14 protein-coding genes are annotated in these 16,189 nt (G+C 71.4%); 10 read left to right on the top strand and 4 right to left on the bottom strand.

Annotation, left to right across the window (positions count from 1 at the left end):
- Positions 1 to 53: 53 nt before the first annotated feature.
- The 7 genes from BLW57_RS09525 to BLW57_RS09495 all read left to right on the top strand — a co-directional run bounded on the left by BLW57_RS09525 (position 54) and on the right by BLW57_RS09495 (position 7,643).
- Positions 54 to 1,040, top strand: coding sequence for a class I SAM-dependent methyltransferase (locus tag BLW57_RS09525; protein ID WP_093473666.1), 987 nt, complete (start codon positions 54 to 56; stop codon positions 1,038 to 1,040).
- Between the two features lie 280 nt (positions 1,041 to 1,320).
- Positions 1,321 to 2,319 carry a PLP-dependent cysteine synthase family protein gene (locus BLW57_RS09520; RefSeq protein WP_093473664.1) on the top strand — a complete coding sequence of 333 codons (999 nt, stop codon included), beginning with the start codon at positions 1,321 to 1,323 and terminating at the stop codon, positions 2,317 to 2,319.
- The gene (locus BLW57_RS09515) at positions 2,319 to 3,317 is read left to right on the top strand and encodes a DMT family transporter (RefSeq protein ID WP_093473662.1); all 999 of its coding nucleotides are present in this window, start codon (positions 2,319 to 2,321) and stop codon (positions 3,315 to 3,317) included. The genes BLW57_RS09520 and BLW57_RS09515 overlap by 1 nt, the downstream gene beginning before the upstream one ends.
- Positions 3,318 to 3,362: 45 nt before the next feature.
- The gene (locus BLW57_RS09510; protein ID WP_093473660.1) at positions 3,363 to 4,010 is read left to right on the top strand and encodes a class I SAM-dependent DNA methyltransferase; all 648 of its coding nucleotides are present in this window, start codon (positions 3,363 to 3,365) and stop codon (positions 4,008 to 4,010) included.
- Between the two features lie 234 nt (positions 4,011 to 4,244).
- The gene (metK, locus tag BLW57_RS09505; RefSeq protein WP_093473658.1) at positions 4,245 to 5,468 is read left to right on the top strand and encodes a methionine adenosyltransferase; all 1,224 of its coding nucleotides are present in this window, start codon (positions 4,245 to 4,247) and stop codon (positions 5,466 to 5,468) included.
- A gap of 129 nt (positions 5,469 to 5,597) precedes the next feature.
- Complete coding sequence (locus tag BLW57_RS09500; protein ID WP_093473656.1) at positions 5,598 to 6,581, top strand: carbohydrate kinase family protein; 984 nt, start codon at positions 5,598 to 5,600, stop codon at positions 6,579 to 6,581.
- Positions 6,582 to 6,728: 147 nt separating this feature from the next.
- A complete protein-coding gene (locus BLW57_RS09495) occupies positions 6,729 to 7,643 on the top strand; it encodes a HipA family kinase (protein ID WP_093480621.1) in 915 nt (304 codons plus the stop codon).
- 101 nt (positions 7,644 to 7,744) lie between these two features.
- Here BLW57_RS09495 and aceB read toward each other — a convergent pair whose 3' ends face one another.
- Complete coding sequence (gene aceB / locus BLW57_RS09490) at positions 7,745 to 9,370, bottom strand: malate synthase A (protein WP_093473654.1); 1,626 nt, start codon at positions 9,368 to 9,370, stop codon at positions 7,745 to 7,747.
- Between the two features lie 184 nt (positions 9,371 to 9,554).
- Complete coding sequence (locus tag BLW57_RS09485) at positions 9,555 to 10,163, bottom strand: nucleotidyltransferase family protein (RefSeq protein WP_093473652.1); 609 nt, start codon at positions 10,161 to 10,163, stop codon at positions 9,555 to 9,557.
- A gap of 143 nt (positions 10,164 to 10,306) precedes the next feature.
- Between BLW57_RS09485 and BLW57_RS09480 the strand changes: the two genes are divergently transcribed.
- Entirely contained in the window at positions 10,307 to 10,621 is a 315-nt protein-coding gene (locus BLW57_RS09480) for a DUF5955 family protein (protein ID WP_093473650.1), read from the top strand.
- Positions 10,622 to 11,298: 677 nt separating this feature from the next.
- Here BLW57_RS09480 and BLW57_RS09475 read toward each other — a convergent pair.
- Positions 11,299 to 12,063, bottom strand: coding sequence for a hypothetical protein (locus BLW57_RS09475; protein WP_176985523.1), 765 nt, complete (start codon positions 12,061 to 12,063; stop codon positions 11,299 to 11,301).
- A 477-nt stretch (positions 12,064 to 12,540) separates the two neighbouring features.
- A complete protein-coding gene (locus BLW57_RS09465; protein ID WP_093473644.1) occupies positions 12,541 to 13,335 on the bottom strand; it encodes an IclR family transcriptional regulator in 795 nt (264 codons plus the stop codon).
- A 273-nt stretch (positions 13,336 to 13,608) separates the two neighbouring features.
- Here BLW57_RS09465 and allB point away from each other — a divergent pair, with 273 nt between their 5' ends.
- Entirely contained in the window at positions 13,609 to 14,949 is a 1,341-nt protein-coding gene (gene allB, locus BLW57_RS09460) for an allantoinase AllB (RefSeq protein WP_093473642.1), read from the top strand.
- A 47-nt stretch (positions 14,950 to 14,996) separates the two neighbouring features.
- On the top strand, positions 14,997 to 16,127 hold the full coding sequence (alc, locus tag BLW57_RS09455) for an allantoicase (RefSeq protein ID WP_093480620.1): 1,131 nt from the start codon (positions 14,997 to 14,999) through the stop codon (positions 16,125 to 16,127).
- Positions 16,128 to 16,189 lie beyond the last annotated feature (62 nt).

The raw sequence follows: 16,189 nt of genomic DNA, 5'->3' as shown, positions 1-16,189 counted from the left end.
AGCCCGGAAGTTCTCGCAGAATTCGCGCTGCCGTCACACCGAAGGAGAACCAGATGAGTACGCAGATCGCCCATGCCGAACTGGTGCTGTCGCCGGGTGAGTTCTTCGAGATCGAGGATCCCGCGCGCATCAGGTCTTCCATAGGGCTCAGGCTCTCGGACCATTCCTACCTTCCGAAGGCGGACGAGCCGCGGGCCGACTGGGTCGCGAGCGTCGCGGTCCCCGCCTTCAAGACCCTGGCCGAGATGGGTTTCCTCGCCCCGCGCTTCTGCACGATCGGTACGGGCGCGGGCCTGGACGTCCTGGCCGCCGTGGAGATCCTGAAGGCGCGCCACGTCGGATTCACCGACCTCCACGAGGACGTCGTCGCCTACGCGCGGGCCAACATCGAGGCCAACCTCCTGGCGCGCGACGTCGAACTGGTCGCGGGCGCCGGCGATCTGCTCGCCCCGCTGGCCGGGAAGCTGTCGCAGCTCGACGTGGTCTACGAGAACCTGCCCAACATCCCGATGGCACGCAGCGCCGACCTCGACGACGGCCAGACCAGCTCGACGTTCATCGCCGAGCGCGACGAGGAGATCCCCGGTTTCGCCGAGAAGAACCTCGTCACCCTGCACTACCTGGCGCTCCAGCAGGCCCACCCGGCACTGCGGGTCGGCGGCCGGGTGCTGTCGTCGATCGGCGCCCGCATCCCGCTGTCCGAGATCCTCGCCCTCTCCGGTGCCGCCGGCTACAACGGCAGCATCCTGACGTACACCTGGAAGGTCCAGTCCGAACCGGACGAGGTCGTCGGCGGCTTCGCCCGCTGGGAGCGGGAGGGCCTCGGCCCGTTCCACTTCTATCCGGTGCCCGTGCTGCGGGACGCCTTCGAAGGACTGTCCCCGGCCGGCGCCGGTGCCCGAGCTCTGGGGATCGAACAGGAGCTCGCGCCGCACGCCATCACGGCCGCGGACGCCCTGCGCCTGGTCGAACAGGGGGAGAAGGTCGGGCACACCGTGGCGATCCTCGACTCCGTCAAGATCCCCGGCTCCGCCCTCTGAGCCGCACCGGGCGAACCACCGGCGCGGCGGGGCGACGGCGTGCGCGTCACGGGCGGACACGAACGGGACCGTGCCGCGCCCCCGCACCCACCCCCCAGTCAGGGGCCGCACCACCGCCCCCCCACCAAGCAGGGTCCCCGGCCGGAGCCCGCCCCCCCTGGGGCCCGGTCCATGGGGGGCGGGCTCCGTAGACCCGTTCCAGTCGGGCGCCGCCTTCGCGCCGGGTCGCCGCCCTCTCCGCCGGGCCGCCCTCTTCGGAAGTGACCACTAAGGATTCGGGATGGATATCCAGTCGTTCATCGGCGAGACACCCCTCGTCGAGCTGAAGACCTTCGACGTTCCGGCCGACGTGCGGATCTTCGCCAAGGCCGAGTTCATGAATCCGGGCGGCAGCATCAAGGACCGGATCGTCCGGTACATCGTCGACGACGCCGAGCGCCGCGGGCTGATCGCACCGGGCGCGACCATCGTCGAGAACACGTCCGGCAACACCGGGGCGGCCATCGCGATGCTCGCGGCCACGCGTGGCTACCGCGCGGTCCTGACGATGCCCGACAAGGTGAGCAAGGAGAAGCGGGACGCCCTGCGCGCCATGGGGGCGGAGGTGATCGTCTGCCCCACGTCCGCGCTCCCGGACGCGCCGGACCACTACGTGACGCGCGCGAGGGCCATCCACGCCGCCACGCCGGGCTCCTTCATGCTCAACCAGTACGACAACCCCCTCAACGCGGAGGCCCACTTCCGTTCCACGGGCCCCGAGATCTGGGACGCCCTCGGCGACACGGTGACGGCGTTCGTCGCGTCGGGGAGCACCGGCGGCACCATCTCCGGCACCTCGCGCTTCCTCAAGCAGCGGAAACCGGACGTCAGGTCGGTCCTGCTGGACCCCGTCGGCTCCATCTACCACCGCTACTTCCACGACGGCGTCGTCGACCCGGGGCAGATCGCGCCCTACTTCGTCGAGGGCGCCGGCGAGGACCACCTCGCCCGGTGCATGGACTTCTCCACGGTCGACGAGGTGCTCCGGTTCAGCGACGCCGACGCCTTCGCCACCTGCCGGCACCTGGCCCACCGCGAAGGACTCGTCTGCGGCGGCACCGCCGGCGCGAACGTGTGGGGCGCCGTGCAGGTGGCCCGGTCGCTGTCCGGCCCGGCGGCGGTCGTCACCGTGCTCCCGGACAGCGGCACCAAGTACCTGTCCAAGATCTACAACGCGGACTGGCTCGCCCGGAACGGGTTCGAGACCGGCGAGGTCCGTGCACTGGAGCCGACTCTGTAATGGGTAGTACACAGAAGAACGTGATGGCCGCGCTGACGGCGGCCCTGCTGTGGGCCACGGCCTTCGTCGCCCCGGCCGCGGTCAAACCCGCGAGCGAGCTCCTGCTGGTGACCGGCCGGTACTCCCTGTTCGGCCTGTGCGGTCTCTACGTGCTGATCAGGAGCCGAAAGCAGCTCAAGCTGATGCCGCTGCGCAGGATCCTCTTCGGGCTGTACATCGGATTCGTCGGCTACTTCGTCTTCTACATCTGCGTGTCCTACTCGGCGACCGCGGGCAGCGGCTTCATCACCGCCGTGGTGGTCGGGGCGTCACCCATCACCATCGCGGTCGCGGGGAACTTCGCCGAGAAGCGGATGTCCTGGAGCCAGCTGATCGCCCCGGTCGTCCTCATTCTCGCCGGCATCAACCTGCTCAGCGTCACCGACTTCGTCCAGGGCGGGGGCGACGGTGCCGGGAACTCCATCCTCGGGATCGCCCTCGCCCTCGGCGCGATGCTGACGTGGTCGTACTTCGTGGTGCGCAACGCCCAGTCGCAGCGCACCTGGGAGACCAGGCCCGACCCCACGATCTGGGCCGCCCTCGTGGCGATGGGGGCCGGCGGCGCGTCGATGGTGCTGCTGCCGTACGCGATCGCCTCCACCCCGGAGGAGACGTTCAGCCCGTACCCGCTCTTCAAGATCATCACGTGGTGCGTCTTCCTGGGCGTCATCGGCTCCTGGTGGGGGACCTACATCTGGGTCAAGGCGGCGCAGGGAATTCCGGTGCCGCTGGTCGGCCCGCTCCTCGCCACGGAGACCATCTTCGGGGCGATCCTCAGCCTTCCGGTGGAACAGCGGACCCCCACCTGGACCGAAATCGCCGGTGCCCTCTGCATTCTCGCCGGAATCTCCGTCTACATGGTCTTCGACGTGAGGAACGTCCGCTCGAAAGAGGCACTTTCCGCCCCCGACGAATCCGACGCGGAGGCCGTTCCCGCGGCCACGCGCGCGAGCCGGTGAAAAGAGCGCCACGCATCTCCAGTTGACCCTCAAGGGAGGAAAATCATGAGCAACTCCTTCGCGAACATAGCCAATTCGCATGTGTTCTTCGACGACGCCACCGGACTGAAGAACTACTACGAGGACTGGGCGACCCGGTACGACCAGGACCTCGCCGACCAGCAGTGGGTGGCCCCCCGCGTCGCGGCGAACCTCGTCCACCTGCTCGCCTCCGCCTACGGATCGCCGCGGACCACCGTCTTCGACGCCGGCTGCGGCACCGGCCTCGTCGGCGGCTTCCTGCGCACCCTCGGCGACTACGTCGTCGACGGCGTCGACCTCTCCGAGCAGATGGCCGCCGAGGCCGCCAGGACCCACGCCTACCGGAAGGTCTACGGCGGGGTGGACCTGTCCTCCGGCCGCCGCGACGAGCGCCTGGACGTGTACGACATCGTGGTCAGCAGCGGCGTCTTCACCTTGGGCCACGTCCGTCCGACGGCACTGCTCACGCTCTTCGAGTACGCCCGCCCCGGCGCCCTGATCGTGGTGTCCACCCGCGGCAGCTACGCCACGGAGACCGGCTTCGAGGACTTCGCCCGGTCGCCCGAGGTGACCGGCCGGGCAACGCTGGAGCTGACCCTCAGGAACGCCAACTACATCGCGGAGGAGGGCGCCGACTACTGGGTGTTCCGCAAGGCCGCGGCCACGCGGTGACGCGAGGCGGGAAGGCGCCCGAAAGAACGGCGCCGCCGCCGGTCACGGACTGCACCGGCCGGTGACGCCCGCCCGCGACGGCGGACGGACGCCACCGGCGGGGCGGGGCCACGGACCGTCCGCTCCGCCCGCCCCGGCGCGCCCGGCAGCTCACGGGACGCCGGCCCGAAGGCCGCACCCCGCACGCGACGCGACGTGCCGTCACGTGCCCACCCCTCACCGTCCTGGAGTGTCATGTCCCGCAGCCTGTTCACCTCCGAGTCCGTCACCGAAGGACACCCCGACAAGATGGCGGACCAGATCAGCGACAGCATCCTCGACGAACTGCTCCGTCAGGACCCCGCGTCGCGCGTCGCGGTCGAGACCCTGATCACCACCGGCCAGGTCCATGTCGCGGGCGAGGTGTCGACCTCCGCCTACGCCGACATCGCGACCCTGGTGCGGCAGAAGATCCTCGACATCGGCTACGACTCCTCCGCCAAGGGCTTCGACGGGGCGTCCTGCGGGGTGTCGGTGTCGATCGGCGCGCAGTCTCCCGACATCGCGCAGGGCGTCGACACCGCGTACGAGCAGCGCGTCCGGGGCGCCTCCCGAGAGGACGCGGACGAACTGGACCGGCAGGGCGCCGGGGACCAGGGCCTGATGTTCGGCTACGCGACGGCCGAGACGCCCACCCTGATGCCGCTGCCGATCGATCTGGCCCACCGGCTCTCGCGCCGCCTGGCCGAGGTCCGCAAGGACGGCACCGTCCCCTACCTGCGCCCGGACGGCAAGACCCAGGTCACCGTCGAGTACCTGGGCAGCAGGCCGGTCCGCCTGGACACCGTCGTCGTCTCCTCGCAGCACGCGGGTGACATCGACCTGGACGGCCTCCTCGTCCCCGACATCCGCACCCACGTCGTCGAACACGTCCTCGCGCGGCTCGCGGACGACGGCATCGAGCTGGCCACCGACGACCACCGCCTGCTGGTCAACCCGACCGGCCGCTTCGAGGTGGGCGGGCCGATGGGCGACGCGGGGCTGACCGGCCGGAAGATCATCATCGACACGTACGGCGGCTACGCCCGGCACGGCGGCGGCGCCTTCTCCGGCAAGGACCCGTCCAAGGTGGACCGTTCGGCCGCCTACGCCATGCGGTGGGTCGCCAAGAACGTCGTCGCCGCCGGGCTGGCGGAGCGCTGCGAGGTGCAGGTCGCGTACGCGATCGGGAAGGCCGAGCCGGTCGGGCTGCTCGTCGAGACCTTCGGTACCCACTCGATCGCCGTCGAGAAGATCGAGCAGGCCGTCACCGAGGTCTTCGACCTCCGCCCGGCCGCGATCATCCGCGACCTCGACCTGCTCCGCCCCATCTACTCCCTGACGGCCGCCTACGGTCACTTCGGCCGCGAACTCGCGGAGTTCACCTGGGAGAGCACCGACCGCGCCGACGCCCTGCGCAAGGCCGCGAAGGCCGCCTGACACCCGGCGCGGGCGGCACCTCGCGGTGCGCGGTCCCTCTCCCCGGGCCGCGCACCGCGCCCCCGGAACGCGCCGGCCACCGAAGCCGTCCCGTCACCACCCTGGTCCCCGCTTCAAGGAGTGCTCTCCATGCGTATCGCCGTGACCGGTTCGATCGCGACCGACCACCTGATGGTGTTCCCCGGCCGCTTCGCGGAACAGCTCCTCGCGGAGCAGCTGGAACGGGTCTCCCTGTCGTTCCTCGCCGACCGGCTGGAAGTGCGCAGAGGGGGAGTCGGCGCGAACATCGCCTTCGGACTCGGACGGCTCGGCCTCGCCCCCCTCCTGATCGGTTCGGCGGGCGTCGACTTCGCCGAGTACGGCGCCCGGCTCGCGGCGAACGGCGTCGACACGTCCGAGGTCCGGGTCAGCGGCCGTCTGCACACCGCCCGCTTCGTGTGCACCACCGACGACGACCAGAACCAGATCGCCACCTTCTACGCCGGTGCCATGGCCGAGGCGGCCCGGATCGACCTGGCCGGCGTGGTCCGCCGGCACGGCGCGCCCGCGTTCGTCCTGGTCGGCGCCGACGACCCCACCGCCATGCTGCGCCATACCGCCACGGCCCACCGGCTCGGCGTCCCGGTCGCCGCCGACCCGTCCCAGCAGCTCGCCCGTCTCACCGGCGAGCAGGCCCGCGAACTCGTCGACGGCGCACGCTGGTTGTTCACCAACGAGTACGAGGCCGCGTTGCTGCACGAGCGCACCGGCTGGACGGAGCGGGAGCTCCTCGGCCGTATCGGCACCTGGATCACCACGCGGGGCGAGGCGGGAGTCTGCCTGCGGGGAGCTGACGGCGCGACGCTGCGGATCCCCGCCGTGCCCACCGACAGGATCGCCGACCCCACCGGCGCCGGGGACGCCTTCCGCGCCGGATTCCTCGCCGGCGTGGCCTGGGGCTGGCCGTCGGAGCAGGCCGCCCGCCTGGGCTGCGCACTGGCCACCACGGCCCTCGAATCGGTCGGCACCCAGGAGTACGAGCCGACCGCCCCGGACCTGCTCGCCCGCATCGACCGGACGTACGGCACGCACGCCGCCCGCGCCACCGAACCGCAGCTGGTTCGCGTGTCATGACCGCCGGGACCGCCGGGCCCGGGGCGGCGCCGAGGAGCGGGGCCCGGTCACCGGTCACTATGCTCACTTCCGGGAGGCCTCCCCGGATTGCACCGCGTCGAAGCTGGCCGTGAAATAGAAGGTAATCGACCGGTGGGGCCCTGGAAGATGATGCGAGCGGTAACCGCGACCCGCTACGTCGAACCTCTGCGCTCCGGTGGCTCCGTCCCCGGTGTCGTTGAGGCCGACGACCTCGGCACGTACGTCGTGAAGTTCACCGGCTCCGCACAGGGCCACAAGGCGCTGGTCGCCGAGGTGATCGTCGGTGAACTCGCCCGCGCGCTCGGGCTGCGCTTCCCCGAGCTGGTCCTGGTGCACTTCGACCCGGCGATCGCCGCCGGCGAGCCGCACCAGGAGGTGCGGGACCTGCACAGCGCGAGCGCCGGGGTCAACCTCGGCATGGACTATCTGCCGGGCGCCCGGGACTTCACCCCGGACATCGCGAAGGTCTTCCCGGTGGATCCGCTGGAGGCGGGCCGGATCGTCTGGCTGGACGCGCTGACGGCCAACGTGGACCGCACGGTGCACAGCTCCAACCTGATGGTCTGGCCCACGTTCGGCACCGTGCCCCCGCGCCTGTGGCTCATCGACCACGGCGCCGCGCTGGTCTTCCACCACCGCTGGGACACCACGACCCCCGGCCGGAAGTACGACTTCCGCCACCACGCCCTCGGCCATTACGGCCCCGACGTCCGCGCCGCCGACGCGGAGCTGGCGCCACGCGTGACGGAGGAGCTGCTGCGCGCGATCGCCGCCGAGGTGCCGGACGCCTGGCTGGCCGAGGACGCCGGGTTCGCCACCGCCGACGACGTCCGGGACGCCTACGTCGATTACCTGCTGGCCCGCGTCCGGCTCTCGCCCCAGTGGCTGCCCACCGACTTCCCGAGCCGCGAGGAGCTCGCGGCCGAGGAGGCCGCCCGCGCGGCGAAGACGCAGGCGGGCCGCCCGGACTGGCTGAAGCGGGTGCCCGATCTGCACGGCAAGCCGGCGGCGGAACAGGACTGGTCGGCGCACCTCGGCTGACCCGCGGCACTCTCGCGTCCGGATCGGGTACTCCTGGGCGACCGAGTGGCCCCGGAGGAGCCCCAGGGCCATTCGGTCGCGCGGACGGGTCGGTGTGCGGCTCAGCCGCGCAGCTGCTCGTACGCCGGCAGGGTGAGGAAGTCGGCGTAGTCCTCGTCGAGGGAGACCCGCAGCAGCAGGTCGTGGGCCTCCTGCCAGTGGCCGGCCGCGAAGGCCTCCTCGCCGATCTCCTTGCGGATGGCGTCGAGTTCCTCGGCGGCGACCTTGCGCGCCAGCTCCGGGGTGGCCCTGTCGCCGTTCTCGAACTCGACGCCCGCGTTGATCCACTGCCAGATCTGGGAGCGGGAGATCTCGGCGGTGGCCGCGTCCTCCATCAGGTTGAAGATGGCGACCGCCCCGAGCCCGCGCAGCCAGGCCTCGATGTAACGGATGCCGACCTGCACGGCGTTGACGAGACCGGCGTACGTCGGCTTCGCCTCCAGCGAGTCGACGGCGATCAGGTCGGCGGCCTCGACGTGGACGTCCTCGCGCAGCCGGTCCTTCTGGTTGGGCTTGTCGCCGAGGACCCGGTCGAAGGACTCCAGGGCGATCGGCACCAGGTCGGGGTGGGCGACCCAGGAGCCGTCGAAGCCGTCGTTGGCCTCGCGGTCCTTGTCGGCGCGGACCTTCTCGAAGGCCACCTTGTTGACCTCGGCGTCGCGCCGCGACGGGATGAAGGCCGCCATGCCGCCGATCGCGTGCGCGCCGCGCTTGTGGCAGGTGCGCACGAGGAGTTCGGTGTACGCCCGCATGAACGGGGCGGTCATCGTCACCGCGTTGCGGTCCGGCAGGACGAACCTGGCCCCGCCGTCACGGAAGTTCTTGACGATGGAGAACAGGTAGTCCCAGCGGCCGGCGTTCAGCCCGGCGGCATGGTCGCGCAGTTCGTAGAGGATCTCCTCCATCTCGTACGCGGCCGTGATCGTCTCGATCAGGACGGTCGCGCGGACCGTGCCCTGGGGGATGCCGACGTACTCCTGGGCGAAGACGAACACGTCGTTCCACAGGCGGGCCTCGAGGTGCGACTCGGTCTTGGGCAGGTAGAAGTACGGGCCCTTGCCGAGGTCCAGCAGGCGCTGGGCGTTGTGGAAGAAGTACAGGCCGAAGTCGACGAGGGCGCCGGGGACGGCGCGGCCGTCGGCGTCGACGAGGTGGCGCTCGTCCAGGTGCCAGCCGCGCGGGCGCATGACGACGGTCGCCAGCTCCTCGTCCGGGCGCAGGGCGTAGGACTTGCCGGACCCGGGGTCGGTGAAGTCGATGGTCCGGGTGTAGGCGGCGATCAGGTTGAGCTGGCCGTGGACGACGTTCTCCCAGGTGGGCGCTGAGGCGTCCTCGAAGTCGGCGAGCCAGACCCGGGCGCCCGAGTTGAGCGCGTTGATGGTCATCTTGCGGTCGGTGGGGCCGGTGATCTCGACGCGCCGGTCGGTCAGCGCGGCCGGGGCCGGGGCGACCTTCCAGGAGTCGTCCGCGCGGATCGCGGCGGTCTCCGGGAGGAAGTCGAGCGTGGAGGTGCGGGCGATCTCGGCGCGGCGCTCGGCCCGGCGGGCGAGGAGTTCGTCACGGCGCGGGGTGAACCGCCGGTGCAGCTCCGCCACGAAGGCGAGCGCGGCGTCCGTGAGGACCTCTTCCTGCCGGGGCAGGGGCTCGGCGTCGACGATGGCCAGCGGGGACGGCGCTGGTGCGGACATGAGCTGTCACTTCCTTCAGCGGTGGCACCGGGTGCCTAGGGGCACGAACGGGACGAACTGCGCCAGCTGTGCGGCCAGGCGCTTCTGAACAGTGGATAGTAGTTTCCTCATCGTGGAACTTCAATGGTTTGTTGATGTCGAGATTCTCTGAGTCGAGGCAAGGTGGCGCCCGGTGCCACCCCGTTCACTCAAGGTGGCGCAGGTCGGCCGCGGTGTCGATGTCGTACGGCTCGGCCACGTCCGCGCACTCCACGAGCCTGACCGAGGCCGCGTGCTCCTTCAGGTAGGCGCGCGCCCCGCGATCCCCGGTGGCGGTCGCCGCGATGCCCGCCCAGTGCGCGGCCCCGAAGAGCACCGGATGCCCCCGCTGCCCGTCGTACGCGGCCGAGACCAGCGAGTTCTCGTCCTCGTACGCGCTCAGCACCCGGGCCACCGCGGCGGGGCCGATGCCGGGCTGGTCGACCAGACTCACGAGGGCCGCGCGCACGCCCGTGCCGGCGAGCGATTTCAGCCCCGCGCGCAGGGACGTGCCCATGCCCTCGGCCCAGTCCGGGTTCTCCACGAGCACGCAGTCGTCGAGCTCGGCGCACTTGCGTACGTCGTCCGCGCCGGCGCCCAGGACGACGTGGACGCGTCCGCATCCGGCCGCGCGCAGCACCCCCACCGCGTGCTCGACCAGGGGCCGCCCCCGGTGTTCCAGCAGCGCCTTGGGCCGCCCGCCGAGCCGCCGGCCGCCGCCGGCGGCGAGCAGCAGCCCGGCGACGTCCCCCCGATGATCCTGGTTGTCCGTCATGAGTCCTGCATACCCGACGACGGCGGAAGCGTCCTGATTTCCGGTGCCGATTCCGTTGGGCTGAATTTCGGTCCGCGCTGTGGCGCTCCCGTACGGGGTGGCGTTTACTGACCCGCGCACGACGGCGTGTCTGGGGGAGGGCTGTGTTGCGGAGCTTGGGGCAGAGGCCAGTGACCGGCAGCGACGAGGACCCGAGGGTGGTGGAACTGCATACCGCCGTTTCCCGGCTGCGCCGCGAACTCGCCGCGCTTCCCACCGACTTCCCCGACCGGGGCATAGCCGAGGACGAACTGGCCTCCCTCGCGGCCATGGCCTCAGGCGGCACCCCGGAGACGCTGCGGCTGCGCGGCAGCCTGTTACTGATCGCGGCGGCGATCGGCTCGGTGAGCGCGCTGGCGAGAGCACTCAGGGAGGTACGTGAAGCGGTGGACCTCTTCGGCGAACCCCCACGATCCTGACAGCGGGGCCCTCGCGGTGGCGTCGGGGGGTGTGCGAGTGGCCGGTCCGGATGCGGCCGGTCGGTGGCGGCACCTTCTTGGGTCCGGTCGCAGGCAGCCGCGTTCCGGTGGCCGGGCCGGATTCCGGGGTGCTCGAGCGAGCCCGGACCGAGCGTTCCGGGATCGCGAGCGGTGCAGGGGGCGGCTCTCCAGCGCCGCACCGAGCGGGTCCATCGGCGGACGCCGCATCCGCGTGCCGCCCACGGACACCCCGTTCAACCGTGTCCCCATCGCGGAGGACCAGGGCGGTTCTCTGTAGCACGCTGCGCCCTGGCCGGCCGGGGGGGGCACCCGCGTGGCGCCCCCCGCCGGTGCTGGTCACTGCGGGTGAGCCGGGCGGCTGCGACCTGGGCCCAGTGCAGACCGGCCGCTCGCCGCCGAGCAGCCGACCGGCTCCAGGCACGTGCAGGCAGGGCTGGAGCGCCGCGAGCCGTACGGCCGGGATCAGCGGGCCGAGAGCGGCGAGGGCGCCCACGACGAAACCGGTGGCGGGTGCCCGGACGGCGTCGGCGATGTACGGGAACAGGACGACGGAGGCGCCCATCCTCCCCAGGCTCTGTGGTGAAGGTGCTGGTCGCAGCCGTTCGTTGATGGCTGCGACCAGTCGAGCTGTTCGGGATCCGGCGCCCCGGGACCACTCACTTCACTACGACATGGTCCCCGGCCGAAGTCGACGGCGCGGTGGTGGTGTTGCCGTAGTACACCCAGCGCCACGTGCCCGTCCTCGACGCCTTCACGGTCGTCCTGACATCACCCGAACCGTTCGCGTACACCTTTTTCACCGTGGTGTAGGAGGTGGCTCCAGTCGGCTTGAACTGCAGGCTCACCAGGCGGCCTTCGTAGGAGGCGTACTTCTTGGTCTCCCAGTTGGCCCGCGTGACCTTTCCGGTCACCGTGATGGTCCCGCCCTTGGACACCGGCTCGGGCGAGGCGTTCACGGTCAGGCGGGAACTGCGCTTGACGTAGACCGTGAGGTCCTCACCATCGGTGTCACCGCCGCCGCCCTCGAAGGAGACCTCGGCCGCGACCTTCCAGGCTCCGGCCTCGCTGTTGTGCATGTCCCACACGGTCGGGTCGAAGTACATCGTCTCGTTGAAGTCGCACACGCCCGAGCTCACCTTGATGCAGTCGCTCGTCTCGATGGCGTGCCACAGGCGATCACCCGTACCGCCGCGGTAAAGGAACACCGCCGGCCACTTCCACTTGTGGGTGGTCGCCATCCGGAAGGAGGTCGGCGCTGCGACCTCCTTCGACACCCCGATCACGATGGGCTTGCCGCCGTTCACCTGGACACGGGTGAAGGAGACCCCTCCCTCAGCCGCCCCGGCCGGCGCCGCGGCCACGCCCGTGAACACCGCCGCCGCGCCACCGGCCACGACAGCTCTCCAGACCTTCTTCCCCATATGATCCCCGATCTCTGTACTGGAAGGCGCCGGGGACTCATCCTCCGGCGCCTCTCAGACGGCCGGGATACACGCGGGGTTGTACACCCGTGGATCACGATCGGGCGTCAGACGGTCTTCGCCTCGCACGAGCGGATGCACCCGGCACCGGCGGGGTGCGATTCACTCCGGTCGAATGAGAGGCAGTGGCGGCGGCCGACCGACGTGTCGGAGATCAGTCACGGGACGATGCCCAGCACCTTCACAGCAGACCCCAGGCGTGGATCGCCCGCCGGACGCCTGACCGGGGCCGCGCGATGCCGACCCTGCCCAGCGGGTCGAACATGGCCCTGCGCCGCCCGGTGCGTCAGCTGATGGCGGCTCGGGATGCGTCGGACCGCCGTGACGCGCGTGGAGCCGGGGAGCGTTCGGCCCTGGTCCGGATGCGCGGCGTCGCTCGTGAGCCCGCTCGGACGCGGGACGCCGCCGCCCCGGCTGCTAGGCGCCCGAGCTGGCCAGTGCCTGGGACAGTTCGACGGCGATCTGCTGGAGCACCGGCACGATCTTGTCGGTCGCGGCCTCGGTGACCCGCCCGGCCGGCCCCGAGATGGAGATCGCCGCGGCGGTCGGGGAGTCCGGCACGGACACCGCGAGGCAGCGCACCCCGATCTCCTGCTCGTTGTCGTCGACGGCGTACCCGGCCTGCCGGACGTCCTCCAGCGCGGCGAGGAACCCCTCCGGCGTGGTGATGGTCTTCTCCGTCGCGGCCGGCATGCCCGTACGGGACAGCAGCGCGCGCACCTCGTCGTCCGGTACGCCCGCGAGCAGGGCCTTGCCCACCCCGGTCGAGTGGGGCAGGACCCGCCGGCCGACCTCCGTGAACATGCGCATCGAGTGCTTCGACGGCACCTGCGCCACGTACACGATCTCGTCGCCGTCGAGCAGCGCCATGTTCGCGGTCTCGCCGGTCTCCTCGACCAGCCGGGCCAGATAGGGCCGCGCCCAGGTGCCGAGCAGCCGGGACGCCGACTCGCCGAGCCGGATGAGCCGGGGGCCGAGCGCGTAGCGCCGGTTCGGCTGCTGGCGGACGTACCCGCAGGCGACCAGCGTGCGCATCAGCCGGTGGATGGTCGGCAGCGGCAGCCCGCTGGTCGCGGACAGCTCGCTCAGGCCGACCTCGCCGCCCGCGTCCGCCATGCGCTCGAGCAGGTCGAAGGCGCGCTCCAGGGACTGGACCCCGCCTCCGGTGGAGGATTTGGCGGAGTCGGTGGTGCTGGCGCTGGACGTCGGCACGGCGCGTTCCTTTCGGGACTGGCGGGAGGGCAGAAGCCTACCCGGCGGCCGGTTGACTGCCCGCTTGTACGTAGCTACGTTCTGCTTGCTGGAATTCTAATTCCGCTTTGTGGAAACGTCCAGAGTGGACGCGGGTGACGTACTGCCCAGAAGTCTGCCCCTTGACGGCGCGGAAGCGGGAGTGAAGACTCCTTCAACAGAACGTTGAAATCCGTTACGTGGGTGTACATCCCGTTTCCTGGACGTACAACAGCGGTACAGAGAGGGGTTCGGGTGTCCGACGCTGAACTGGTGCTGCGCTCGACGCGCGTCATCACCCCGGAAGGGACGCGGGCCGCGACGGTCACCGTGTCCGCCGGGAGGATCACCGCCGTCCTGCCGTACGACGCCGAGGTCCCGGCCGCGGCCCGGCTGGAGGACGTCGGCGACCACGTCCTGCTGCCCGGCCTGGTCGACACCCACGTGCACGTCAACGATCCGGGCCGCACCGACTGGGAGGGCTTCTGGACCGCGACGCGCGCGGCGGCGGCCGGCGGCATCACCACGCTGATCGACATGCCGCTCAACTCCCTCCCGCCCACCACGACCGTCGACCACCTGCGGATCAAGCAGAACGTGGCCCGGGACAAGGCGCACATCGACGTCGGCTTCTGGGGCGGGGCCCTGCCCGACAACGTCAAGGACCTGCGCCCGCTGCACGACGCAGGCGTCTTCGGCTTCAAGGCCTTCCTGTCCCCGTCCGGCGTCGACGAGTTCCCGCACCTCGACCAGGACCGGCTGGCCCGGTCCCTGGCGGAGATCGCCGGGTTCGACGGGCTGCTGATCGTGCACGCCGAGGACCCGCACCACCTGGCCGCCGCCCCGCAGCACGGCGGCCCCAAGTACGCCGACTTCCTCGCCTCCCGCCCCCGCGACGCCGAGGACACGGCCATCGCGAGCCTCGTCGCGCAGGCCCGGCGGCTGAACGCGCGCGTGCACGTCCTGCACCTGTCCTCCAGCGACGCGCTGCCGCTGATCCGCGCGGCCCGCGCCGACGGCGTCCGCGTCACCGTGGAGACCTGCCCGCACTACCTCACCCTGACGGCCGAAGAGGTCCCGGACGGCGCGAGCGAATTCAAGTGCTGCCCGCCCATCCGCGAGGCCGCCAACCAGGACCTGCTCTGGGAGGCCCTCGCCGACGGCACGGTCGACTGCGTCGTGACCGATCACTCGCCGTCCACCGCCGACCTCAAGACCGACGACTTCGCCACCGCCTGGGGCGGCATCTCCGGCCTCCAGCTGAGCCTGTCCGCCGTCTGGACCGAGGCCCGCAGGCGCGGCCACGGGCTGGAGGACGTCGTCCGCTGGATGTCCACGCGGACCGCGGAACTCGTCGGCCTCGACGGCTCCAAGGGCGCCATCGCCCCCGGCCGGGACGCCGACTTCGCCGTCCTCGCCCCCGACGAGACCTTCACCGTCGACCCGGCCGGCCTCCAGCACCGCAACCGGGTCACCGCCTACGCCGGCAAGACCCTGTACGGCGTCGTCAAGTCCACCTGGCTGCGCGGCGAGCGCATCGTCGCCGACGGCGAGTTCACCGGGCCGAAGGGCACGCTGCTCGCCCGCCCACAGTGACCCACCCCCCCAACCCGGCCGACTCCAGAAAGGAACCCCTGATCACCGTGACGGCGCAGCAACATTCGAGTTGGGCCACCTTCACCGGCGACGCGAACCCCTACGGAGGCGGCGACCCGTACGCGGACTACCGCACCGCCGACCTGCCCTTCACCCAGTACGCCAACCTCGCCGACCGGCAGCTCGGCGCCGGTGTCATCGCCGCCAACGACGAGTTCTTCGCCCAGCGGGAGAACCTGCTGGTGCCCGAGCCGGCCGAGTTCGACCCCGAGCACTTCGGCCACAAGGGCAAGATCATGGACGGCTGGGAGACCCGCCGCCGGCGCGGCGCCTCCGCCGAGCACCCCTGGCCGACCGCGGAGGACCACGACTGGGCCCTGGTACGGCTCGGCGCGCCCGGTGTGATCCGCGGGATCGTCGTCGACACCGCGCACTTCCGCGGCAACTACCCGCAGGCCGTCTCGGTCGAGGGCACCTCCGTGCCGGGCTCGCCCTCCCCGGAGGAACTGCTCTCCGACGACGTGAAGTGGACGACCCTCGTCCCCCGCACGGCGGTCGGCGGCCACGCGGCGAACGGTTTCGCCGTCTCCGTCGAGCAGAGCTTCACGCACCTGCGCGTCAACCAGCACCCCGACGGCGGCATCGCCCGGCTGCGCGTGTACGGCGAGGTCGTGCCCGACCCCGCGTGGCTGACGGTGCTGGGCACCTTCGACGTGGTCGCGCTGGGGAACGGCGGACAGGTCGAGGACGCCTCCAACCTCTTCTACTCCCCGGCCACCAACACCATCCAGCCGGGCCGCTCCCGCAAGATGGACGACGGCTGGGAGACCCGCCGCCGCCGCGACCAGGGCAACGACTGGATCCGCTACCGCCTGGTGTCCGAGTCGCAGATCCGGGCCGTCGAGATCGACACCGCCTACCTGAAGGGCAACAGCGCCGGCTGGGCCTCGGTCTCCGTCAAGGACGGGGAGGACGGCGAGTGGACGGAGATCCTGCCGCGCACCCGCCTCCAGCCCGACACCGACCACCGCTTCGTCCTGCCGCGGCCGGCGGTCGGCACGCACGCGCGCGTCGACATCTTCCCCGACGGCGGCATCTCCCGGCTGCGCCTGTTCGGCTCCCTGACCGAGGAGGGCGCGGCCCGGCTCGCCGCCCGCCACCAGGAGCTGGGCGGCTGACCCGCCCGCACGCGCGCGTGGGGCGCCCCGGCCGGACCGCACCGGGGCGCCCCGCGTGTCCC

It is taken from the genome of Streptomyces sp. 1222.5 (genome assembly GCF_900105245.1).
In the GTDB taxonomy this organism is placed as follows: Bacteria; Actinomycetota; Actinomycetes; order Streptomycetales; family Streptomycetaceae; genus Streptomyces; species Streptomyces albidocamelliae.
The sequence above is the reverse complement of the archived record's forward strand: the minus strand, read 5'-3'. Positions and strand labels throughout refer to the sequence as shown.

What these genes read in the sequence shown, in the direction of transcription:
- BLW57_RS09500 (WP_093473656.1), top strand. Translation starts at nt 5,598, where the DNA reads ATGCGTATCGCCGTGACCGGTTCGATCGCGACCGACCACCTGATGGTG.
- BLW57_RS09485 (WP_093473652.1), bottom strand. Translation starts at nt 10,163, where the DNA reads ATGACGGACAACCAGGATCATCGGGGGGACGTCGCCGGGCTGCTGCTC.
- BLW57_RS09495 (WP_093480621.1), top strand. Translation starts at nt 6,729, where the DNA reads ATGATGCGAGCGGTAACCGCGACCCGCTACGTCGAACCTCTGCGCTCC.
- BLW57_RS09525 (WP_093473666.1), top strand. Translation starts at nt 54, where the DNA reads ATGAGTACGCAGATCGCCCATGCCGAACTGGTGCTGTCGCCGGGTGAG.
- metK (WP_093473658.1), top strand. Translation starts at nt 4,245, where the DNA reads ATGTCCCGCAGCCTGTTCACCTCCGAGTCCGTCACCGAAGGACACCCC.
- BLW57_RS09475 (WP_176985523.1), bottom strand. Translation starts at nt 12,063, where the DNA reads ATGGGGAAGAAGGTCTGGAGAGCTGTCGTGGCCGGTGGCGCGGCGGCG.
- BLW57_RS09520 (WP_093473664.1), top strand. Translation starts at nt 1,321, where the DNA reads ATGGATATCCAGTCGTTCATCGGCGAGACACCCCTCGTCGAGCTGAAG.
- aceB (WP_093473654.1), bottom strand. Translation starts at nt 9,370, where the DNA reads ATGTCCGCACCAGCGCCGTCCCCGCTGGCCATCGTCGACGCCGAGCCC.
- BLW57_RS09515 (WP_093473662.1), top strand. Translation starts at nt 2,319, where the DNA reads ATGGGTAGTACACAGAAGAACGTGATGGCCGCGCTGACGGCGGCCCTG.
- BLW57_RS09510 (WP_093473660.1), top strand. Translation starts at nt 3,363, where the DNA reads ATGAGCAACTCCTTCGCGAACATAGCCAATTCGCATGTGTTCTTCGAC.